This window comes from Bacteroides pyogenes DSM 20611 = JCM 6294 (assembly GCF_000428105.1).
Lineage (GTDB): Bacteria > Bacteroidota > Bacteroidia > Bacteroidales > Bacteroidaceae > Bacteroides > Bacteroides pyogenes.
Window position 1 is genome coordinate 62,244 of record NZ_ATZH01000017.1, and the last position, 23,452, is coordinate 85,695.

Here is a 23,452-nt window from a genome sequence, read left to right on the forward strand (position 1 = left end):
TTGAGAAACAATATAAAATTAATGATGATATGAATATCTCTTATAACTGGCTGAAAGAGTATGTCGATTTTGAGCTGACTCCCGAAGAGACGGCTGCGGCGTTGACCTCTATCGGCTTGGAAACAGGTGGTGTAGAAGAAGTGCAGACCGTGAAAGGCGGTCTGGAGGGACTGGTCATCGGCGAGGTGCTGACTTGCGTGGAGCATCCCAACTCCGATCACCTGCATATTACTACCGTTAATTTGGGAGAGGGTGATCCTGTACAAATCGTATGCGGCGCACCGAACGTGGCTGCCGGTCAGAAAGTGGTTGTCGCCACCTTGGGGACGAAGCTTTACGACGGAGACGAATGCTTTACCATCAAGAAATCGAAAATCCGCGGTGTGGAGTCGATCGGTATGATATGTGCGGAAGATGAAATCGGTATCGGTACGAGCCATGACGGAATCATTGTGCTGCCTGCGGATGCCGTGCCCGGTACGCTTGCCAAAGATTACTACAACATAAAAAGCGACTACGTGCTCGAGGTGGATATCACGCCCAACCGTGCCGATGCCTGTTCGCATTACGGGGTAGCGCGCGACCTGTACGCTTACCTGATTCAGAGCGGAAAAAAGACGACACTGAAACGTCCGTCGGTGGAAGGATTCAAGGTGGAAAACCATGATTTGGATATTGCGGTGAAGGTGGAGAACAGCGAAGCCTGTCCGCATTACGCCGGTGTAACCGTGAAAGGAGTGACGGTGAAGGAGAGTCCCGAATGGTTGCAGAACAAACTGCGTCTGATCGGTATACGCCCTATTAATAATGTGGTGGATATCACGAATTATATCGTTCATGCATTCGGTCAGCCGCTGCATTGCTTCGATGCCGGCAAGATAAAAGGCAACGAAGTGGTTGTGAAAACAATGCCCGAAGGTACCTCGTTCGTCACGCTGGACGGCGTGGAACGCAAACTGAATGAACGCGACCTGATGATTTGCAACAGCGAGGAAGGGATGTGCATTGCCGGTGTGTTCGGCGGCTTGGATTCGGGTTCTACGGAAACCACCACCGATGTATTCATCGAGAGCGCTTATTTCCATCCTACGTGGGTGCGCAAGACTGCCCGCCGCCATGGTTTGAATACGGACGCTTCGTTCCGTTTCGAACGCGGAATCGATCCGAACGGCGTGGTCTATTGCCTGAAACTGGCGGCTCTGATGATTAAAGAGCTGGCGGGCGGTAGCATTTCTTCTGAAATCAAAGACGTATGCGCTGCTCCGGCGGAAGACTTCGTGGTGGAGCTGCCGTACGAAAAGGTGAATACCCTGATCGGCAAAGCGATTCCTGCGGAAACCGTGAAGAACATCGTAACCGCCCTGGAGATGAAGATTATGAATGAGACGCCGGAAGGACTGACGTTGGCGGTTCCCCCTTACCGGGTGGACGTGCAGCGCGACTGCGACGTGATTGAAGATATCCTCCGCATCTACGGATACAACAATGTGGAGATTCCGTCGACACTGAAGTCGAGCCTGACGACGAAGGGCGAGCACGATAAATCGAACAAATTGCAGAACCTGGTTGCCGAGCAGTTGGTGGGATGCGGGTTCAATGAAATACTCAACAATTCGCTGACCCGTGCCGCTTATTACGACGGGCTGGAAGCTTATCCGCCGCAACGGCTGGTGATGCTGATGAACCCGTTGAGCGCCGACCTTAATGCCATGCGTCAGACGTTGTTGTTCGGAGGTCTGGAAAGTATTGCCCACAATGCCAACCGTAAAAATGCCGATTTGAAATTCTTCGAATTCGGTAATTGCTATTATTTCGACGGTGAAAAGAAAAACGCCGAGAAGGTGTTGGCCCCTTACTCCGAGAATTACCATCTGGGACTGTGGGTGACCGGAAAGAATGTTTCCAACTCGTGGGCGCATCCCGACGAAGAGAGTTCGGTGTACGACCTGAAAGCGTATGTGGAGAACATATTGAAGCGTTTGGGTTTGGATTTGCATAATCTGGTAATCGGCAATCTGACGGATGATGTATTTGCCGCCGCGCTGTCGGTCAACACGCGGGGAGGAAAACGCCTGGCCTCGTTCGGCGTGGTGACCCGTAAATTGCTGAAAGCGTTCGATATCGACAATGAGGTGTATTATGCCGATCTCAACTGGAACGAATTGATGAAAGCCGTGCGTTCGGTGAAAATCAGTTATAAGGAGATTTCGAAATTCCCGGCTGTGAAACGCGATTTGGCGTTGTTGATCGACAAAAACGTCCGTTTTGCCGAGATTGAAAAGATTGCTTACGAAACCGAAAAGAAGCTGCTGAAAGAAGTGGAACTTTTCGATGTGTACGAAGGGAAAAACCTCGAAGCGGGAAAAAAATCGTATGCGGTGAGCTTCATGCTTCAGGATGAAACACAGACGCTGAACGATAAGATGATCGATAAAATCATGTCGAAGCTGGTGAAGAATCTGGAAGACAAATTGGGAGCGAAATTGAGATAAATAAAGTTTTAGAATAAATAAATATAAACCAATGGGAAGAGCATTTGAATATAGAAAAGCCGCGAAACTGAAAAGATGGGGTCACATGGCCCGTACGTTTACCAAAATCGGCAAACAGATTGCGATTGCCGTGAAAGCCGGCGGACCGGAACCTGAAAATAACCCTACGCTGCGTGCCATTATCGCGAACGCGAAACGTGAGAACATGCCGAAGGATAATATAGACCGCGCGATTAAAAACGCGATGGGGAAAGACCAGAGCGACTACAAGAGCATGACTTACGAAGGATACGGGCCTCACGGGGTAGCGGTGTTCGTAGACACGTTGACCGACAATCCCACCCGCACGGTGGCCGATGTGCGATCGGTTTTCAATAAGTTCGGCGGGAATCTGGGAACAATGGGATCGTTGGCGTTCCTTTTCGACCACAAATGCATGTTCACTTTCAAAAAGAAAGAGGGCATCGATATGGAAGAACTGATTCTGGATCTGATCGACTATGATGTGGAAGACGAGTTCGAAGAGGACGAGGAAGAGGGAACAATCACCATTTACGGCGATCCGAAGAGCTATGCGGCTATTCAGAAGCATCTGGAAGAGTGCGGGTTCGAGGATGTAGGCGGTGACTTTACGTATATCCCCAACGACCTGAAGGACGTGACTGCGGAACAGCGTGAGACTTTGGACAAGATGGTGGAGCGTCTGGAAGAGTTCGACGACGTGCAAACCGTTTATACCAACATGAAACCCGAAGGCGAAGAGTAACTTTTTAAAAACCGATTTTCGGGACATTCCTTTCGTTGAAAGCAAGAACAGCCTTTGGTGGACCTCGGTTGCCGAAGGCTGTTCTTTTTTGAACAAAACGTTTATCTCTGCCGTTCTATTACGAATACTTTTCAAGAGAAATAATAAAAAGGATAGAATGATAAAAAATATTTTTCAAGACTTAAAAAGAAGAGACCATAAACGTTATCTCGGAGGGTTGGACGTTTTTAAATACATCGGTCCCGGATTATTGGTGACGGTGGGATTTATCGATCCGGGAAACTGGGCTTCCAATTTTGCGGCAGGATCGGAGTTCGGTTATTCGTTGCTGTGGGTGGTGACGCTCTCTACCGTTATGCTGATTATTCTTCAGCACAACGTGGCGCACCTTGGCATTGTCACCGGGCTTTGTCTTTCGGAAGCCGCTACGAAATATACGCCCAAATGGATATCCCGTCCTGTTCTCGGAACCGCCGTGCTGGCTTCCATCTCCACTTCGTTGGCGGAGATACTGGGAGGCGCTATCGCGTTGCAGATGTTGTTCGATATACCCATCATCTGGGGGTCGGTACTCACCGCGCTGTTTGTTTCGATCATGCTGTTTACCAATTCTTATAAAAAGATAGAGCGTTCGATTATCGCTTTTGTTTCGGTCATCGGACTTTCGTTTATTTACGAACTTTTCCTAGTGGAAATCGATTGGCAGGCAGCCACTGCCGGATGGGTGACTCCCTCTATCCCGAAAGGGAGCATGCTCATCATTATGAGCGTGTTGGGAGCGGTGGTAATGCCTCATAACCTGTTTTTGCATTCGGAGGTGATACAAAGCCATGAGTACAACAAGCAAGACGAGGCTTCCATCAGGAAAGTGCTGAAATATGAATTGTTTGACACGCTTTTCTCCATGATTGTGGGATGGGCCATCAACAGCGCCATGATTCTGCTGGCTGCCGCCACTTTCTTCAAGAGCGGCATTCAGGTGGAGGAGCTGCAACAGGCCAAGTCTCTCCTGGAGCCTCTGTTGGGCAATAATGCGGCGATAGTGTTTGCGTTGGCTTTGCTCATGGCGGGCGTTTCGTCTACCATAACGAGCGGGATGGCTGCGGGTTCTATATTTGCCGGTATTTTCGGCGAGTCGTATCATGTAAAAGACAGTCACTCGCAAGTGGGCATTCTTTTGTCGTTGGGTGTAGCCTTGCTGCTCATTTTCTTTATCGGCGATCCCTTTAAGGGACTGATCGTTTCGCAAATGATTTTGAGCGTCCAACTGCCTTTCACGGTGTTTTTGCAAGTGGGGCTCACCTCCTCGCGGAAAGTGATGGGCGACTATGTCAACAGCCGGTGGAGCACCTTCGTGCTATATACCATTGCCGCCATCGTGTCTGCGCTGAATATCATGTTACTGTTTGCTTGAATATAAAAAGAATAGAAAAATGAAAATTATCACATACAACGTAAACGGATTGCGTGCCGCTGTCGGAAAAGGTTTTGCGGAGTGGCTCGAGCGAGAAAATCCGGATGTGGTTTGTCTGCAGGAGACAAAACTTCAGCCCGACCAGTATCCTGAGCTAATGTTTGAAGCGCTGGGTTACCACTCTTACCTTCATTGCGCGGAGAAGAAAGGCTATAGCGGAGTGGCTATCTTGACGAAGCGAATGCCCGATCATGTGGAATACGGAATGGGAATCGACGTGTACGATCGTGAAGGACGTTTTATCCGCGCCGATTTCGGAGATTTGTCGGTGGTGAGCGTTTACCATCCTTCGGGAACCAGCGGAGACGAGCGTCAGGCCTTTAAAATGGTTTGGCTCGAAGCGTATCAGGATTATGTGACGAAGTTGCGCGAGTCGCGCCCCAATCTGGTGCTTTGCGGCGACTATAACATCTGTCATGAGCCGATAGATATTCACGATCCGATACGAAATGCCAAAAACAGCGGATTTCTTCCCGAAGAGCGGGAGTGGATGACGCGATTCCTGTCGGCCGGGTTTATCGATACGTTCCGCCTGTTGCATCCCCAAAAGCAGGAGTATACCTGGTGGAGCTATCGGTTTAACTCGAGAGCCAAGAACAAAGGATGGCGGATTGATTATTGCATGACGACAGAATCGGTGCGCCCCATGCTGAAAGCTGCGGCTATTTTGAACGAAGCTGTGCATTCCGACCACTGTCCGATGCTGTTGGAAATAGAACATGAATGAAGAAATGGAAGATAGAGTAGAAAAAGCAGTCGCTCTTTTCAAGAGCGGATACAACTGCTCGCAGTCTGTAGTGGCTGCTTTTGCCGATATGTATGGCTTTACCGAACAGCAAGCCCTACGTATGGGAGCCGCTTTCGGAGGCGGCATAGGTCGTATGCGCGAGACATGCGGAGCGGCATGCGGCATGTTTCTGATTGCCGGTTTGGAAAAGGGAACCATTGAAGCTTCCGACCGCGCGGGAAAAGCTGCCACTTATGCCTTGGTACAGGAGTTGGCGGCGGAGTTTAAGAAACGAAACGGCTCGTTGATTTGCAGAGAGTTGCTCGGACTGAATAAAAAAGAATCGCTATCGTCTCTTCCCGAAGAGCGAACGCCGCACTATTACGCCAAAAGACCTTGCGCTAAAATGGTGGAAGAAGCTGCCCGTATTTGGGCGGAATACCTCGAAAAGCATCCGAAATAAACGAAAAAACATCTTTTTGTTACAATTTTAATAAAAAATTGCTGATTCACGTGTTATATAGCATGAAAATAACTATCTTTGCCTCCGATATAAAATCTGAAAGCTTCGGCCGGATGATTTTTATCGGCATGTCTAACTTAAAACTTCAAAGTAAATGTTGAAAGAAAAAGCAGGTGAAATGGCAGGCAAGATCTGGAACGCGTTGAACGGAACAGAAGGTATGACTGCTAAGCAACTGAAAAAAGCTGCCAAGCTGGTTGACAAAGATTTGTTCCTCGGCCTTGGTTGGCTGTTGAGAGAAGACAAAGTCTCTGTGGCAGAAGTTGAAGGTGAACTCTTCTTCAAATTGGTCTAAGCGAGTAACTCACTTAAGCAATAAAAAAATGCGTTGGTACATGGTATTAAATGTAATCAACGCATTTTTTTATTTTCTTTCATTTACGTATATTTGCGCTCTAAAAAGATAAAAATAACAGAAATATAGAATGAAAAATATCCGCAACTTTTGCATCATTGCCCATATCGACCACGGTAAATCTACATTGGCCGACCGTCTGCTGGAATTTACGCACACTATCCAGGTGACGAACGGACAGATGCTCGACAGTATGGATCTGGAGAAGGAGAGAGGCATCACGATTAAAAGTCATGCCATTCAGATGGAGTACACTTATAAAGGAGAGAAGTATGTGCTCAACCTCATCGACACTCCGGGACATGTCGATTTCTCGTACGAAGTATCCCGTTCCATCGCCGCCTGTGAAGGGGCGTTGCTCATTGTAGACGCGTCGCAGGGGGTGCAGGCCCAGACCATTTCGAACCTCTACATGGCAATCGAGCATGATTTGGAGATTATTCCCATCATCAACAAATGCGACATGGCAAGCGCCATGCCCGAAGAGGTGGAAGACGAGATTGTAGAGTTGCTGGGTTGCAAGCGCGAGGAGATTATTCGCGCTTCGGGAAAGACGGGTATGGGAATCGAAGAGATCCTGGAAGCGGTCATCGAACGTATTCCTCATCCCGAAGGCGATGAAGAAGCTCCGTTGCAGGCGTTGATCTTCGACTCCGTATTTAATTCTTTCCGGGGAATCATCGCTTACTTCAAGGTTGAAAACGGAGTGATCCGCACCGGCGATAAAGTGAAATTCTTCAATACAGGCAAGGAGTATGACGCCGATGAGGTAGGAGTTCTCAAGATGGATATGGTTCCGCGTAAAGAACTCCGCACCGGCGATGTGGGATATATTATTTCGGGCATCAAAACCTCGAAAGAGGTGAAAGTGGGCGACACGATTACGCATATTGCCCGTCCGTGTGCGAAGGCCATTGCCGGATTCGAAGAGGTGAAGCCGATGGTGTTTGCCGGGGTGTATCCCATCGAAGCGGAAGATTTCGAAGACTTGCGCGCCTCCTTGGAGAAGCTGCAACTGAACGACGCTTCGCTGACTTTCCAGCCCGAGTCGTCGTTGGCGTTGGGATTCGGTTTCCGTTGCGGATTCTTGGGATTGCTTCACATGGAGATCGTACAGGAACGTCTCGACCGCGAGTTCGATATGAATGTGATTACCACGGTGCCGAACGTTTCTTACCTGATATACGATAAGCAGGGTGGGGTGAAAGAGGTGCACAACCCCGGTGGCATGCCCGACCCCACGCTGATAGACCATATCGAAGAGCCTTATATTAAAGCGTCTATCATTACCACCACCGACTACATAGGGCCTATCATGACACTCTGTCTCGGCAAGCGGGGAGAGTTGCTCAAACAAGAGTATATATCGGGCAACCGCGTGGAGCTTTTCTATAAGATGCCTTTGGGAGAAATCGTGATCGACTTCTACGACAAGCTGAAGAGCATTTCGAAAGGCTATGCCTCGTTCGACTATCATCCGAGCGGGTTCCATACCTCCAAGCTGGTGAAGCTCGACATCCTTCTGAACGGCGAGCCGGTAGACGCGCTTTCCACACTGACGCATTTCGACAACGCTTACGACATGGGGCGCCGGATGTGCGAGAAACTGAAAGAACTGATTCCCCGCCAGCAATTCGAGATAGCCATTCAGGCAGCCATCGGAGCCAAGATCATCGCCCGCGAGACGATAAAGGCGGTTCGAAAAGATGTCACAGCCAAGTGTTATGGCGGAGATGTGAGCCGTAAGCGCAAGTTGCTCGAAAAACAAAAGAAAGGGAAAAAGAGAATGAAACAGATCGGTAATGTGGAAGTTCCTCAGAAGGCATTCCTCGCCGTGTTGAAACTCGATTAACGATTACAGCAAGAAATTTGTCCGGATTGTCCCGAACAAATTCTCTTGCTGTTTTATTATTTTATAATAGTTGCCTTTTGTCTGCAGAGCTTTCCGTGGCAACTGCTTTATTTAAAACAACAATAATAAGTAAAATATGAGAAAAGTTCTGTCTTTTTCGGGCTTCCTGATGCTGGGGCTCATTATCTCGCAATTTCTTCCTGCAATGGCAGGAGAAGATTATGGAACAGTGAAATCCGTGTTGAATGTACTGCTTTATGTCTGTCTTAGTTTTATAATGATTAATGTGGGGCGGGAGTTCGTACTCGACAAGTCGCGTTGGAAAAGCTATGCCGAAGATTATCTGATCGCCATGGTGACAGCCGCGCTTCCCTGGCTTCTGCTTGCGGTGTATTATGTATTCGTGCTGATGCCTCCCGAGTATTGGAACCATTCGGGCGCATGGAAAGAGAATCTTCTCCTGAGCCGTTTCGCCGCGCCTACTTCGGCAGGTATTCTGTTTACCATGCTCGCTGCCATCGGACTGAAGGCCAGTTGGATCTATAAGAAGATACAGGTATTGGCTATTTTCGACGATTTGGATACGATTCTCCTGATGATTCCGCTTCAGATAATGATGATCGGCATGCGTTGGCAACTTATTATTGTTGTGTTCATCGTATTTTTGCTTTTGTCTTTGGGCTGGAAACAACTCAATAAATACGATCTGCGTCAAGACTGGAAAGCCATTCTTTTTTATTCCGTCTTGATTTTCCTTTCTACCCATCTGCTCTATCTGGGAACTAAAGAATTGTACGGGGCGGAAGGCAGTATTCATATCGAAGTGCTGTTGCCCGCTTTCGTGCTCGGTATGGTCATGAAGCATAAAAACCATGATAGCCCGGCCGAACAAAAAGTCGCTAGCGGCATTTCTTTTCTCTTCATGTTTCTGGTGGGTATGAGCATGCCCTACTTTATGGGTGTTGCCGAGAATCATTCGGGCATACATTCGCTCACCGGTTCGCAGCCTATGATGTCTTGGGAAATGATTCTTTTCCATGTACTCGTTGTTTCACTTCTGTCGAATATCGGCAAGCTTTGTCCTGTTTTTTTCTATCGTAACAGGAAGTTGAGAGAGCGTTTGGCACTTTCTATCGGCATGTTTACCCGCGGTGAAGTAGGCGCCGGAATTATTTTTATTGCGTTAGGTTATCATTTGGGAGGTCCTGCATTGGTGATTTCAGTGCTTACATTGGTGTTAAATTTGATTTTAACTGGTATATTTGTCGTATGGGTCAAAAAATTAGCATTAATAAGCTATAGAGGTTAAAACAAATGACTATATTTGAGGGCATTATATAAAAATAATTTGTAATATGTCAGTTTTTAGGAATCTTCGGAAATTCTCGTCGTCAGATATTGCGGCGAGTATCCTTCTATTCGTGGCAGCTATTGCCGCTGCTGTTATTGCCAATTCTTCTTTTGCTCCGGCTTATCAAGAATTTTTGAATCACGAACTCAATCTTCAGATCGGACGATTGAACCTGCTCTCACACGGTGGAGAAAATCTTCGGGTTATCGAGTTTATCAATGACGGTTTGATGACCATTTTCTTTTTGATGGTGGGATTGGAAATTAAACGTGAGTTATTGGTAGGCGAGCTTTCTTCTTTCGGTAAAGCAGTTCTTCCTTTCATTGCCGCTTGTGGCGGTATGCTACTCCCGGTACTTATTTATACGTTTATTTGCCCTCCGGGCACTGAAGGAGGTGGAGGAATGGCTATCCCGATGGCAACCGATATCGCTTTCTCTTTGGGCGTATTGAGTTTGCTCGGCAATCGTGTTCCTTTGTCTTTGAAGATATTCCTGACCGCTTTTGCCGTAGTCGACGATATCGGCGGTATTCTGGTGATTGCCATATTCTACAGCTCTCATATTTTAGTAGATTATTTGTTGATTGCCGCCCTTCTGTTTTTAGTACTCTATCTGATTGGTCAACGCGGTACGAACAATAAGATCTTTTTCCTGATTATCGGTGTGCTGATTTGGTATCTCTTCCTTCAATCAGGCATCCACAGCACCATATCGGGAGTTCTTCTGGCCTTTGTGATTCCTGCCAAGCCCCGTCTTGATGTCGGAAGATATATCGAACGTATCCGTCATACGATTTCCGAATTTCCTGAAATGGAGTCGGAAAGTATCGTGTTGACTAACGAGCAGATTGCCAAACTGAAAGAAGTGGAGTCTGCTTCCGACCGCGTGATCAGCCCCCTTCAGTCGTTGGAAGACAACCTGCATGGGGCGGTAAACTATTTCATCCTTCCGCTTTTCGCTTTTGTCAATGCAGGCGTTGTATTCGGTGGCGGAGATAGTTTGATAGGTCATGTCAGCATGGCGGTTACCCTCAGCCTTCTGCTTGGAAAATTCATCGGGATTTATCTGTTTACCGGATTGGCTATCAAGTTACGTGTCACTACCATGCCCGAAGGCATGAACTGGACCAACCTTGCCGGGGTATCTCTGCTGGGAGGTATCGGTTTTACCGTTTCTCTTTTCATAGCCAATCTCTCGTTCGGCGTCGATTATCCGGTATTGCTGAATCAGGCTAAATTCGGAGTCCTCTCCGGTTCCATTCTTTCAGGTGTCTTGGGCTATCTGCTTCTTCGGTCGGTGCTTCACCGCGGGGATTGATTTTTAGTCCTTGGTAACGTCTGTTCAGCTCTTCTTCACCCTCGATTGCCGGCAGCAGCTTTAGGGTGCAATAGCAAAAGAATCTTTTCTGAGAAAGAACTTCATAGCTGTCTAAAAAGGCGGCGGGCTTTGAAAAAAAGTCCGCCGTGTTTGCTTTCAAAGCCCGCCGCCTTTTTTTCAAAGCCCGTGCGTGTTTACTTTCAAAGCCCGCCGCCTTTTTTGGGTCTTTTTACAGTCATATAAATTTTTACTAAAAGAAAGTACGGATTTATCGGATGAATTTTGTTTTTAGCTTTTAAAATATATCTTTGTGTCATTCTTATTTCTGATACTTGATCACATGGATAATCATTGTTTTTACAAACAAATATTCATTCCAACATGGTGGCTGCTGTTATTGTGCAGTACGCTTCCTTCGTTTTCCCAAACGGTCATAACCGGAAGAGTAATCGACAAAGGCAATAAAGGCTTGCCCGACATATCCGTAATGCTGATGCTTCCGGCAGACAGCGCCATAGTGGATTACAGCTTCACGGACGAAAAAGGGAATTACAAACTCTCTTACAAAGGCAACAGTCCGCATCTGCTAATCACCATATCCGCATTTGATATCAAGCGGCAAATCAAGCGCGTGGAAAACAAAAGCCAGACCGTTACTTTTACGACAGAAGAAGGCAGCATTACCCTTCGGGAGGTGGTTGTAAAACCAATCAAAATGTGGGGCGAAAAAGACACCATCAATTATTCCGTTGCGGCTTTCAAAGATAAAAAAGACATTGTCATTGGCGATGTGTTGAAGAAAATGCCCGGTATCGATGTGAAAGAAAGCGGGCAGATCACCTACAAAGGCAAGCCTATCAATAAGTTTTATATTGAGAATCTCGATATGTTGCAAGGTCGCTACGGCATTGCAACCAACAATATTTCCGCCAATGATATAGCGACCGTACAAGTTCTCGAGAATCATCAACCCATAAAAGCATTGGAAAAAACGCAATTTTCCAATGATGCGGCAATCAATCTGAAAATAAAGGAAAGCAAAAAAGGCATTTTCAGTATGATGGCCATGTTGGGATTAGGCACCGATAAAAGCTTTTTGTGGCAGGAAGAACTTACCGGGATGTATTTCGCCAAAGGACGTCAGCACCTGTTTACCTATAAAACCAACAACAACGGTACGGATGTAAACAAAGAATTGCGCTCTTTTACCGCCGACAACCTTATCGGAGGACTGCAAATGACGGGCGTGCAACAGCCTTCGCCTCCATCCATACGTTTTGAGCGGTACAACTTCAACACATCGCATGCAGCTACGGCAAACAACCTGTTCAAGTTGAAAAACGATGCCGAAGTAAACGTCAATCTGATTTATTTCAACAACGAAGACCGGCGCCACAGCTTTGCCCGGACATCATACGTACTGCCGGGAGAAGATGTAAAAATCATCGAAGAAGATATTTCGACCCGAAACAGGACCAATAACATTGAAACGGAACTTCGATACAACTTAAACAAAGACCGCAACTACTTCAATAATTTTCTCAACGTTTCGGGAAGTTGGGACGACGCTTCGGGGGAAGTAAACACTCGGCAAACGATAGGACAACGGTTGGATAACAAAAGTTTTTTCGCTAATAATGTTACCCATTGGATAAAACGCGGAGAAAATGAGAAGGGCGTAGAGTTGATGCTCCGGAACGCCTATCGCACACAGCCGCATCACTTGCGCATTACTCCGGGATTGTACCCTGACCTTATAAACGCAGGCAATGAATACGCCGCTCTTTCGCAAAACGTGCGATACAACGCTTTCGCGTCGAACAACAGATTTTCGTTTCTATCGGCGGCAGTGATAGGTAATGTGCGGATTAACCCGACGGCAAACGTCAATGTTGAACATCAAACATTGCGTTCCGATATGGAAACAACGGACAATAGCAACGTTATTCATCCGGTTCTGAATGCCGAAATGCGAAATGACATAACTTGGACGCGTATGAATGCCGGTATCTCGCTTGACGCGACATACAACGGAGATAATCTGAAAATCAGCTTTTTTATGCCTGTTACGTATCGGTACACCTCCATGAATGACCGGCAGACGAATGATAAAACGTTGCATGTCGGCAAATTTTATTTCCAACCGTCTCTTTCGGCACGATACAATTTCACCAATCAGCTGGAAGCCAACGGCGGGGCAGGATATTACACCCGGACACCCGGACTCGCGTCGCTTTATACAGGCTATATCCTGCAAAACTATCGCAGCATCAACAGATATGACACACAACTTTTTGATTCAAACAGTTTATTCGCTTCGCTCGGTTTATCTTACAAGAACATTTTAGATATGTTTTTTGCGGGCGGCGGCATTTCGTTCAATCGCTACCATAGCGAAGGGATGTACGCTCAAACCTTCGACGGGCTGTTGTCCGTAACTCAAGTCGCCATGCAATCCAACGGCGGTAATTCTTTTTCGGTAAACGGACGGATGAGCAAAGGTTTTGACTGGAAGGCATTGGTCGTTTCGGCAGACGCATCGTGGGGAAAATCCGCAAGCGAACAAATGCGTCAAAGTAAGTTGGTGACCTATAAAAGCCAATGGACAAACGCAAGCGCGTCGGTAAACTTAAAGCCGTTTCGTTGGTTTCTCACAGAATATAAAATATCGTGGGGACGCAGCAAGGGAAAGGTCAGTTCGGGAGAGAGTTTTGAGCCGATACAATCGCTTACGCACCGAGCCGTAATAGACATCTCGCTGCCGTTGGGCATAAGCCTGAACGGTTCGTTGGAACATTATTATAACAGCGCCATTCAGGGCGACAAGAACTTCTCGCTTGCCGATTTGGGCTTGACGTATGTGAATGGAGGCGTGCGTTATTCGCTCGATTGGACAAACATTTTCAATACGGAAAAATACGTTTCGGCATCTTATGGTGCGCTAAATTCGTACTATTCCGAATACGGCATCCGGCCGATGGCGGTAATGCTGAAAGTGAGGTTCAGATTATTATGAGAACAAACTCAATATTTTGAGACCATGAGAGTAACTAAAAATAATATTCACTTCTTGTGCAAAACAAACTTGGCTTGTTCTATCCCTTACCGATTTTGAGATTTTCACTTGCATTGTTTGATTGGTAAGGGCTTGGAGATTTTTGTATGGAAATCCCATAAAACGATACGAAAAACATTTATTAATTAAAATTTTACAGATATGAAACTTCAAAAGATTAAGTTGAGATGATTTAGCATAACCATCTCAACTATCTTGGAGTTTTTTACATTACGTATCAAATATTGTATTTTCTAAGGCTGTAGCCTTGTGAGCTTGAATAGAAAAGTCTTTTTGATTGTGTGATTGTGACTTTTTGAAAATGTATCCAGGTCTTATTATAAAATTTCTTCAGATGCAAAAAATAAAAATTATAAAACATATAACTAAAATATGTACTTATTTAGGAAATATAAAAATTGGGCATATAATTGCTTTAACAATTTTTTGTATAAGTGCCTATGCTCAACCAGTACCTATGCCACAAAGCTTAGATAAGTACAAAGTTCTAGGCAATGCAGATTATGTAATAACGTATGAATTAAGTTTCATAAAAGATCCTCAAAATTTAAAAAGGGGACATGATATTATAATTGTTGAAGTGGGTAAAGACTTTTCCAAATCCTACTCTAAGGTTTTATTTGATGCTGACTCAACAAGTACAGAATGGCTAAAAAAAGGAGCCAGTGTTCTCCCTACAGCAAAAGAAAGTATACCTTTAGAGGATGTATATAAAAATCTCAATACAAAAACGAGTAAGATTATTTTTCGTTCTATACTCACTGGACCTATTTACCAGTACGAAGAAGATAGCAATCTTATGGATTGGACTTTACGACCGGAAAAAAAGAAAATTTTATCCTATTCTTGTCAAAGAGCTACCACAAATTTTAGAGGTAGAGATTATGAAGCCTGGTTTACAAATGATATTCCTATTTCTAATGGACCATGGAAATTTGGAGGGCTTCCGGGACTAATCTTATCTATTAAAGAAATTCAAGATAATTTTGTTTTTGAATGCATTGGGATTCAAAAAACTAAAAGCCAACGCTTGATTAAATTTTGGTTATGGGATTATAAAACTATCACTAGAGAGCAATTGCAAAAATTAAAAAAAAGAATGTACCTCAATACTTATAATTATTGTATCAGCATAGGTCAAGCTATAGGAGGAGATCCAATAGAAGCGAGAAAGAAAATGAATTATCCATACAACCCGATTGAGCTACAATAAAATAATAACATATTAAAAAGCAAGGAATTATGCCAAAGATTAAATCATTCTTAAAACCAGAAGACATTAAGTTCGCACTAGCGAATACTCCACAAATAACTTTCGAGATAACAGATGCCTGTAACTTAGATTGTTTATATTGTAATTATGGAAACACTAGTGTCCACTAAAAATTATCGGACAGATTAAAAATTAAAATTATCAAACAAACTAAGTCCATCAAGACCACTTTGATCTTTGACATTATTGAATTTAGATTGACTGAAGAAATCAACCAAATGAAACTTGTCGGTAAGTGAAATGCTAAGGATCTGAAGTACCTCATATATGCTTCTTTCCAGTTGCATGTCGTGCTGAACGACAGCAACAAAACAGTACGATATGATGACGCAATAGACCTGGATTCGTACTGCATTCTCTGACGTTCTCCAAAACTTTTTTATCTTCAGATGTTGCTTGAGCCATTTGAAAAATAACTCGACCTGCCATCTGTTTTTATAAAGTAGGGCAACTTGAAGTGCGGTCAAATCAAAAGCATTTGTAAGGAAAACGAATTGACAATTCTGTTCTTCATCCCAATACTCAACCTTACGGATTTTGATTGGATAGTCCTTTGAGGACTTATAAACAGTCAATATCCCTTCTGAGTCGGAAAGGACATTTTTAGGCATTCGTCTTCTCCATTTGATAGGTTTTGTTCTAGCTTGCTCGACCATGTAGTATGCGAAGTCTTCAAAGATATGGTAATCTCTGTTTTCATTAGCTTTCGAAAGATTGCTACGAGTAACGGATTTACCCAATCCAAGATGGTACCACTTCTCTTGATGTGCTTGTAATGCAACTATGAGGTCTCGAAGACCTTCACGATTACAAAGCCCGCCAAACATCATAGCGAGGAGTTGATTCCAATAGGTGAAGGACTTGACGTATTTGTCGCCTTGATACTTGGCCACAATACGATTAAACTTGCTTCTATCCAAGAAGGATGTAAGTTGAGCGAATACATACTTATCTTTAAACATATCATAAGATATGAAAAAAGATTGTGGTCCTTGCCAATTCAAGTCCGTTCTCTCGGATTTTTTCTACAATTATCTAAATATCAATAATCTCAAAGAACGCTTAGCGATTTTAGTGGACACTAATAAAAAATCAATAAACATTAAAAGAATTGCAGATATGAAACTTGAAAAAAATAAATTGAATAAATTAGTCGAAAACAGTTTGGCTAATCGGGAAATGAATGATTTGAAAGGCGGTGATGCTGCGTGTTGTGATTGTGGTTGGTGTTATGAAAGACAAATCTGGTAATTCTACATTCCGGAGCTAATTTGGCGGTAAGTGCTAAATCCGGATATTATAGCCCCGGATGTGAGAATACCTACACTCCATATACAGGAAATAAATCTCTTTAGTATCTTTAAAAATCAGTGAAATGAATATTGTGAGAGCCTTCTTATGTATGATTTTTTTTGCTGCTTGTAACATTCAGTTGTCAGCACAATTTGCTCCGGCCCCTCAAATGACAGATAAATACACAGTCATAGACTCTGCCAGCTATATTATAACTTACGATGTTGCTATTATAAATGATCCGGCAAAACCAAATAAGATTACAACGGATACCCACATATTACAAATAGGAAAAGACTTGTCTAAGACCTATAGTTTATTGCTTTTTAAGGGTGACTCAATTTCTACGGCTATGTTAAAAAAAGGAGCAAAATCCAGCCCGTGGTTTCAAGAATTAGTTCCACCAGTAGAAGTGTATAGGAATTATCCCATCGGAAAACAGACTGTCACACATAGAACTTTTTTTTCAGGTCCTATATTTAGATATGAAGAACCCGCGATTTTTTTTCAGTGGAAGTTATTGCCGGAAAGAAAGAGGATACTTTCATATAACTGTCAAAAAGCGATTACAGAATTTCGCGGTCGTACATATGAAGCTTGGTTTGCTCCAGAAATACCATTGAAAGAAGGGCCTTATAAGTTTAATGGCTTACCAGGATTAATTTTGGAGATAAATGATATGCAGCAACATTATACGTACAAGTGCGTTGGTATTGAACGTTTAAAACAAAAAGCTCCCATTAAACTTTGGAAATGGAAATTTCAAGAAATAGAACGAATCAAAATGAATAAATTATTGCGTAGTTTTTACAAAAATCCGACCTTGTTTTTTCAATCGACAGGTGTGAAGTTTCACGGAGATACGAAGACGTTGACTTTCCCATATAATCCCATAGAATTAGAATAAGTATGAAAAGAATATTTAAGCCCCGGTGATATAAAAAAGGTGCTTAGCCAACACTCCCTCAGGTGAGTTTTGAAGTAACATTAATATAAAACTTAAACGATAAATTTGATACCCCAATGAGAAAAATATATTTATTCCTTGTAGGATTATGCTGGTTCTTGCCGACCAATGCCCAATTACCTGTTATTCCGGTAAGCATAGATAAATACACGGTTATTGATACTATAAATTATTTTGTTACATACGAATTGACTATTGTTAATAATCCGGAAGAGTCAAAGAAGCCGGCTAAAGACATAGTCGTATTAGAAGTAGGAAATAAAATTTTAAAGTCGTACAGTAAATTACTTTATCAAGCGGATTCAATAAATTCTATTTTGACAAAAAAAGGAACAAGAGCAGTTCCATTGTTTCAAGAGTTAGTTCCACCTGTAATTGTTTACAAAAACTATCCTAAGGGGGAAAATACAGTGGTATATCGTACTTTTATGAGTGGCCCCATTATGGAATATGTGGAAAATATCCCAACTTTTGAATGGAAAGTGTTTACAGAGAAACAAACAATACTGGGATATACTTGCCAAAAAGCTACAACTTCTTTTCGAGGACGAGTCTACGAGGCATGGTTTACTCCGGAAATTCCAATAAAAGAGGGGCCGTATAAATTCGCAGGTTTACCGGGCTTAATTCTTCAAATAGTTGATGCGCAGAATCATTATTCATACACTTGTATTGGGATACAGAAACCAAAGAAGAAAACACCGATTGTCTTTTGGGAATGGGATACACAAAAAACAAATCGAGAAAAACTGAACTCAATGATAAAACGGATGCATCAACAACCGGCTGATTTTGCAGTAAGTATTGGCACCAAATTACGTTATCCCGGGAAAAGCGAAGCCGAAGTAAAAAAGATTTCATACCCTTACAACCCCATCGAATTGGAATAAATTGCGATATTAAAGTTAAACCTTATAAATCAGCTGAAAACAGTTTGGCTAACCGTAAAATGAAAAAACAAATAACTTAAGGCATGAGACTTCAGCAATTTAAATTGAATAAATTGGCCGGAAACAGTTTGGCTAATCGGGAGATAAAAGAATTGAAAGGAGGAGGCTCTTGGGGTTGCTCATGCTCTTGTGCTTATGTTAAATTAGGTCCGAATGGACACTCTGTAGATGGTTGTAATTATTATATGAAGAAGTTATTAATCATTGGATTTATTATATTTGCTCATTGCTTCCCTGGAGTTTCGCAAAGTATAGGAGGTGGGCGATATTTTGATCCGACAAAGAGCACCCAAATCGACTTGGCCAATTATCGCTTCACGTATAGTCTAAAATATATGCCGGACAGCTCCAAGAGACAGCAAGTTGATGAACAGAGACTTATACTGTTGATTGGCGATAAAATATCCAAAAGCTATAATGCCGAATACGAAAAGTCCAAAAGCGATATTTCGGCTCCAGCAGGATCTGCTGTAGGAATGAATATGCAAGGACTTGGAGGAACTGAAGTCTTCAAAGACAAAGCGAATAACAAGATGAATGTAAAAGTAATGGGGATGACAGGTAAATTTGAATATACGGAAGATTATCCTGTTCAAAACTGGGAAATTGGTACCGAAAAGAAAATAATACAAGGCTATTCCTGTCAAAAAGCGACTACTCGATACTTGGGAAGAAATTATACGGCGTGGTTTACCCATCAAATTCCCATACCCAACGGCCCTTGGAAATTTGGCGGACTTCCGGGATTAATTCTTCAAGTTTCGGATACCCGTGAACATTACGTGTTTGAGTGCATCGGAATACAAGAATTGACAAAAAAAGAGCCCATTGTTGTTTATAATTTCAAATACGAAAAAACGACGCGACAAAAGCTCAATAAAATGTTTAAAAATGAACATATAAACCCTGTTGCAATGATAGAAAGTATGGGAGGGATAGTTGTGGCTGTAAAAGGTGGAACAAGAAGTTCGTCTTTTCCTTATAATCCCATTGAATTAGAGTAAAATGGAAAAGGTATTCATGCTTTATGTAAAACTAACTTGAGCATTTATTCCCTTAAGGGCCGTAACACTTAAATAAATAGCCTGAAACGATACAGCCGAAATATGAAACATTCGAGAATTCTTTAAACTTGCAGCTTTATGAGAAAACAGTCTAAATTTAGATTCATTTTATCGCTTTCTACTTTTCTATATGCACATGTATGTGTTTGCTTGGCTCAAAGTCCGATAGGACGCATTACCCCTTTGGATGTTAGAAAATACACCGTGTTAGATTCCGCCAATTATTTGTTTACATATCAGCTGAATTTCATGAGAGATACGGTGGAAAATAAGAAAGAGACAAATATAATGGCTCTCCTTGTAGGGAATAAGTGTTCTAAATTTTTTAATAATTTCTATTTGGATAACGAAAGTGCACTGAAAGAACAGTATAAGAAAGGAGAGGTTAGGAATATGGATGCCGTTGGATTAGGAGGAACGGAAATCTACAAGCTATATACATCCAAAATGCAGAAAGTAACAGTTATGCTTTTTGGTGTAAGAAATACTGTTTATACCTATGCCGAAAGCCTGCAAGGACAATCATGGCTGATCGGACCAGAGAAAAAGAAAATACATAATTACGTTTGTCAAAAAGCTACGACAACTTATTTGGGACGGAAATATATTGCATGGTTTACACCTGAGATACCCGTCTCTGAGGGCCCTTGGAAATTCTACGGATTGCCTGGGCTTATTTTAGATGTATCTGATGAAAGAAAGGAGTATCATTTTATGTGTATAGGTATTGAAAAAATGAAAAATAAAAAACCGATAGTGGAATACAATGCCAAATATGAAAAAACAGATAGAGAATCAATAAATAAGGTGATTAAAAAGTTACACACTCATTTTTCTCAAATGTTAACCGGCCAAGGTTACGTTGGAGAGATAAACGGTAATGATATAAACAACAGAGAACAACTAACTTTTATTTATAATCCCATTGAATTAGAGTAAAATGAAAAAACTTTTATATAAAACCGACTTGAGCTGTTTTGCCTTTGCCAATTGTAGTTTGTCTGCATCGTTTTATTGGCAAGGACTGTAACGCTTTTGAGAAAGCATTTGAAAACGATGCAATCGAAATATGGAACAATTAAAAACTACGATCTGTTTAAATTATAATTAAAAATGGAACAAATGAAGGTAAAAGCAAACTTACTTATGAGAAAATTTCTCTTTCTGTTCTTCTTGGCATTACTGTGTGTGCGCTATTACGCAAAAGCACAAATGCCACCTGGATATCAAAGTCATGCAAAATATATGGTATTAGATTCTGCAAATTACATCATAACCTATGAAGTGCAGGCTATAAGTGGCACAGCGACTAATGATAGGAATACGGATATACAAATTCTGCAAATAGGTAACGATGTGTCTAAAACGTATAGCAAATACCTGTTTGATAATGATTCGGTATGTACAATGCTAATCCAAAAAGGGACACGAAATATTCCTATATATCAAGGATTGGCATCACCGGAAGATATTTACAAAAATCATCCGAAAGGGAAAATGACCGTCTCGTACAGGACCTTTATGACCGGTCCTGTTTTGAAATACGAAGAACCTATGCCTACATTTAAATGGGAATTGCTTTCCGATCGCAAAACACTTCTTAATTATCAATGTCAGAAAGCTGTATGCACATTTCGAGGCAGAACATACATTGCTTGGTTTACACCGGAAATACCGCTATCTGAAGGACCATGGAAATTCCATGGGCTTCCGGGATTGATATTACAGGTTTCCGATGATAAAAACGAGTTTGAGTATCAATGTATCGGCATACAGAAACTAAAGAAAAAGCAACCTATCAAGTATTGGAAATGGGATTATCAAAGCTCTACAAGAGAGAAAATGCGTCCCTTTATAAAGAATATGCATGAGAGGCCTAATGCCTTTTTTAAAAGCGTGACCGGAAGCGGTATCCATATAAAAGGCGGAGCGAATGCTGATTTGTTGAGCTATCCCTATAATCCTATTGAATTGGAATAAAATGGAAATAGATTTGTCTTTATCTTTATGTGAAATAAACTTGAACTGTAATCAAATATGAAAAAAATATTTTTAAATGTGATTTGTTTAATGGCATCATTATGTGCATGGTCACAAGTAGCCCCTTTTGACAACCAGAAATTCAACGTGTTGGATAGTGCCAATTACCGTTTTACGTATCATCTAAAATTTATTCCGGACAGTTTGCATGGAATGAAAACCTTGGATAGTGAACATGTTTTACTGATAGGCAATAAATATTCAAAGTTTTTCAATTCGCAATACGCAGTAAAAACAGACCGTACAAAATCTTTTCAAAAAAACATTGACAGTAGGGGAATTGGGGATATTGAGATTATAAAAAATACTCAAGCAGGGAAAATGACTGTTGTGCAAATGAATATGTCAGGAAAATGGGAATATGAAGAAGCTATTCCGAATATCCAATGGAAAATAACCAATGAAAAGAAAATAATAAAAGGATATCAATGCCAAAAGGCTGTATGTGATTATCTGGGTAGGACTTACGAAGCTTGGTTTACTTTTGCGATACCTGTGAATAATGGCCCTTGGAAATTTGGTAATCTGCCGGGATTTATTTTAGATGTGTCCGACGTCCGGGGACATTATCGTTTTTCGTGTGTTGGAATTGAAAAGTCGACACAGAAGGAACCTATTGTGAAATATTCCGTAAAAAGTGAAAGAACAAATCGAATAAAACTAAATAAAACGATGAAACGATATCACGATAATCCTGTCGCATTTTTAAAAGCTATGTACGGAAGCAATGTTTCCGTAAGAGGAGGAGACGGGAGTAAAAACGTTTCTTTTCCTTACAATCCGATTGAATTAGAATGAAATTAAACTCCAAGAAAGGTATTTAGTGAACCCTAAATAAAATATTATGAGCAAGAAGAGTATTATATTGTTTATCATATTAGGATATAGTTTTAAAAGCATTTATGCACAAAGTACAGGAGGTATTATTCCCTTCAACACAAAAGAGAAAGTTGTGATAGATACTGTCAAACTTATGGTTTCTTATGAACTTAGTTTTTTGCCTGACAGTACAAAAAAGAATGTTATACTGACCAATCAATTGACTTTGTCATTGGGGAATATCTATACCAAATTGATGAATTCTCAGTATTATGGCATAGACAATCTGCAAAAGAAAGCTCCCAAAGGTTCTGCATTTAATGTAGAAGGCAGAGGTCTTGCCGCCACCATTATTTATAAAAACAAAAAAACGAACCAAATGGAGGTCAATGTAAAATTGACCGATCATAACACCTATCGTTATATAGAAAGTATTCCTAAGCAAGTCTGGAAAATTCTTAACCAAAGAAAACAAATACTCAACTATTCTTGTCAGGCTGCTACCACCACCTATCTGGGCAGAACCTACACAGCTTGGTTTGCGCCAGCTATTCCGATACACGAAGGCCCTTGGAAATTTTCCGGACTTCCGGGGTTAATTCTCGAGGTTTCTGACAGCAGAGGTCATTATGTATTTAAATGCATAGGACTTGAACGACCGAAGCAGCAAGAGTTTATTGAGAAATACAAAATAAAATTTGTGGACACCAACCGGAAAAAGCTAAACAGTTACATTAAAAATCTACATGAAAATTTCGCAACTGTTTTGGAGGCACAGGGGCGTCATGTAGCATTTTTCACACCGGAAGGGAAAGAAATAGACAATAAAAAATTATGGCCCTATAACGAATCGTGTGGGTAGGCCATGTCAAGTTTACCCGACATGTAGTAGATCATTCTTATGAAGTTGTCTACGTTGCTGTATCCCCTAGCTCTTCTTTTGGCCAGTTGAATTTTAGAGTTAATACCTTCTAGCACACCATTGGTAACGCCTCTATTCTCAAAATAAGAGACTATACCAGACCAATGTGCTTTGATGGTGTTTACAAATTTGCGAAACGGTTCTAACTTGGCATCAATGGCAACATCGCACCAAAATGCCAAATAGCCCT

At 42.2% G+C, this 23,452-nt stretch carries 21 protein-coding genes; 19 read left to right on the forward strand and 2 right to left on the reverse strand.

All coding sequences use genetic code 11. The features are described 5' to 3' along the window. The first annotated feature begins 29 nt into the window (after positions 1–29). From pheT to C234_RS0105325, 11 genes are all read left to right on the forward strand, one after another. A complete protein-coding gene (gene pheT, locus C234_RS0105275; protein ID WP_027324919.1) occupies positions 30–2,492 on the forward strand; it encodes a phenylalanine--tRNA ligase subunit beta in 2,463 nt (820 codons plus the stop codon). A 31-nt stretch (positions 2,493–2,523) separates the two neighbouring features. Next, positions 2,524–3,258 carry a YebC/PmpR family DNA-binding transcriptional regulator gene (locus tag C234_RS0105280; RefSeq protein ID WP_021645626.1) on the forward strand — a complete coding sequence of 245 codons (735 nt, stop codon included), beginning with the start codon at positions 2,524–2,526 and terminating at the stop codon, positions 3,256–3,258. A gap of 160 nt (positions 3,259–3,418) precedes the next feature. Next, the gene (locus tag C234_RS0105285) at positions 3,419–4,672 is read left to right on the forward strand and encodes an Nramp family divalent metal transporter (RefSeq protein WP_027324920.1); all 1,254 of its coding nucleotides are present in this window, start codon (positions 3,419–3,421) and stop codon (positions 4,670–4,672) included. Positions 4,673–4,691: 19 nt separating this feature from the next. After that, complete coding sequence (locus C234_RS0105290) at positions 4,692–5,459, forward strand: exodeoxyribonuclease III (RefSeq protein ID WP_027324921.1); 768 nt, start codon at positions 4,692–4,694, stop codon at positions 5,457–5,459. A 4-nt stretch (positions 5,460–5,463) separates the two neighbouring features. Next, complete coding sequence (locus tag C234_RS0105295; protein ID WP_027324922.1) at positions 5,464–5,922, forward strand: C-GCAxxG-C-C family protein; 459 nt, start codon at positions 5,464–5,466, stop codon at positions 5,920–5,922. A gap of 154 nt (positions 5,923–6,076) precedes the next feature. Then, positions 6,077–6,277, forward strand: a complete 201-nt coding sequence (locus C234_RS0105300) for a winged helix-turn-helix domain-containing protein (protein ID WP_021645630.1) — start codon at positions 6,077–6,079, stop codon at positions 6,275–6,277. A 130-nt stretch (positions 6,278–6,407) separates the two neighbouring features. Continuing rightward, positions 6,408–8,189, forward strand: coding sequence for a translation elongation factor 4 (gene lepA, locus C234_RS0105305; protein WP_021645631.1), 1,782 nt, complete (start codon positions 6,408–6,410; stop codon positions 8,187–8,189). Positions 8,190–8,325: 136 nt separating this feature from the next. Next, a complete protein-coding gene (locus C234_RS0105310; RefSeq protein ID WP_027324923.1) occupies positions 8,326–9,498 on the forward strand; it encodes a cation:proton antiporter family protein in 1,173 nt (390 codons plus the stop codon). A 46-nt stretch (positions 9,499–9,544) separates the two neighbouring features. Then, the gene (nhaA, locus tag C234_RS0105315) at positions 9,545–10,858 is read left to right on the forward strand and encodes a Na+/H+ antiporter NhaA (RefSeq protein ID WP_027324924.1); all 1,314 of its coding nucleotides are present in this window, start codon (positions 9,545–9,547) and stop codon (positions 10,856–10,858) included. Positions 10,859–11,198: 340 nt separating this feature from the next. After that, positions 11,199–13,874 (forward strand): TonB-dependent receptor, encoded by a 2,676-nt coding sequence (locus tag C234_RS0105320; RefSeq protein WP_248596482.1) that lies wholly within the window; start codon positions 11,199–11,201, stop codon positions 13,872–13,874. A gap of 394 nt (positions 13,875–14,268) precedes the next feature. Then, positions 14,269–15,147 (forward strand): GLPGLI family protein, encoded by an 879-nt coding sequence (locus tag C234_RS0105325; protein WP_158330236.1) that lies wholly within the window; start codon positions 14,269–14,271, stop codon positions 15,145–15,147. A 185-nt stretch (positions 15,148–15,332) separates the two neighbouring features. On the opposite strand, the gene C234_RS0105330 is transcribed toward C234_RS0105325, so the two are convergent. Beyond that, positions 15,333–16,169: a DUF4372 domain-containing protein gene (locus C234_RS0105330; protein WP_027324927.1), complete on the reverse strand. Its 837-nt coding sequence runs from the start codon at positions 16,167–16,169 to the stop codon at positions 15,333–15,335. A 10-nt stretch (positions 16,170–16,179) separates the two neighbouring features. On the opposite strand from C234_RS0105330, the gene C234_RS0105335 reads away from it, so the two are divergent. The 8 genes from C234_RS0105335 to C234_RS16735 all read left to right on the forward strand — a co-directional run bounded on the left by C234_RS0105335 (position 16,180) and on the right by C234_RS16735 (position 23,202). Continuing rightward, positions 16,180–16,458, forward strand: coding sequence for a TIGR04149 family rSAM-modified RiPP (locus C234_RS0105335; RefSeq protein ID WP_027324928.1), 279 nt, complete (start codon positions 16,180–16,182; stop codon positions 16,456–16,458). 124 nt (positions 16,459–16,582) lie between these two features. Next, the gene (locus C234_RS16710; protein WP_052001863.1) at positions 16,583–17,407 is read left to right on the forward strand and encodes a GLPGLI family protein; all 825 of its coding nucleotides are present in this window, start codon (positions 16,583–16,585) and stop codon (positions 17,405–17,407) included. A gap of 116 nt (positions 17,408–17,523) precedes the next feature. After that, positions 17,524–18,357, forward strand: coding sequence for a GLPGLI family protein (locus C234_RS16715; RefSeq protein ID WP_051290164.1), 834 nt, complete (start codon positions 17,524–17,526; stop codon positions 18,355–18,357). 83 nt (positions 18,358–18,440) lie between these two features. Continuing rightward, complete coding sequence (locus C234_RS15880) at positions 18,441–19,421, forward strand: GLPGLI family protein (RefSeq protein ID WP_034536967.1); 981 nt, start codon at positions 18,441–18,443, stop codon at positions 19,419–19,421. A gap of 138 nt (positions 19,422–19,559) precedes the next feature. Then, positions 19,560–20,420, forward strand: a complete 861-nt coding sequence (locus C234_RS16720) for a GLPGLI family protein (RefSeq protein WP_081688116.1) — start codon at positions 19,560–19,562, stop codon at positions 20,418–20,420. A 174-nt stretch (positions 20,421–20,594) separates the two neighbouring features. Then, the gene (locus C234_RS16725; protein WP_051290166.1) at positions 20,595–21,461 is read left to right on the forward strand and encodes a GLPGLI family protein; all 867 of its coding nucleotides are present in this window, start codon (positions 20,595–20,597) and stop codon (positions 21,459–21,461) included. 57 nt (positions 21,462–21,518) lie between these two features. Then, positions 21,519–22,319 carry a GLPGLI family protein gene (locus tag C234_RS16730; RefSeq protein WP_051290167.1) on the forward strand — a complete coding sequence of 267 codons (801 nt, stop codon included), beginning with the start codon at positions 21,519–21,521 and terminating at the stop codon, positions 22,317–22,319. A gap of 46 nt (positions 22,320–22,365) precedes the next feature. Then, the gene (locus C234_RS16735; protein ID WP_051290168.1) at positions 22,366–23,202 is read left to right on the forward strand and encodes a GLPGLI family protein; all 837 of its coding nucleotides are present in this window, start codon (positions 22,366–22,368) and stop codon (positions 23,200–23,202) included. Here C234_RS16735 and C234_RS0105375 read toward each other — a convergent pair. Beyond that, positions 23,181–23,452 (reverse strand): transposase (locus C234_RS0105375; protein WP_027324930.1); only part of this gene is annotated, 272 nt, incomplete at its 5' end. The two genes, C234_RS16735 and C234_RS0105375, sit on opposite strands and share 22 nt — an antisense overlap.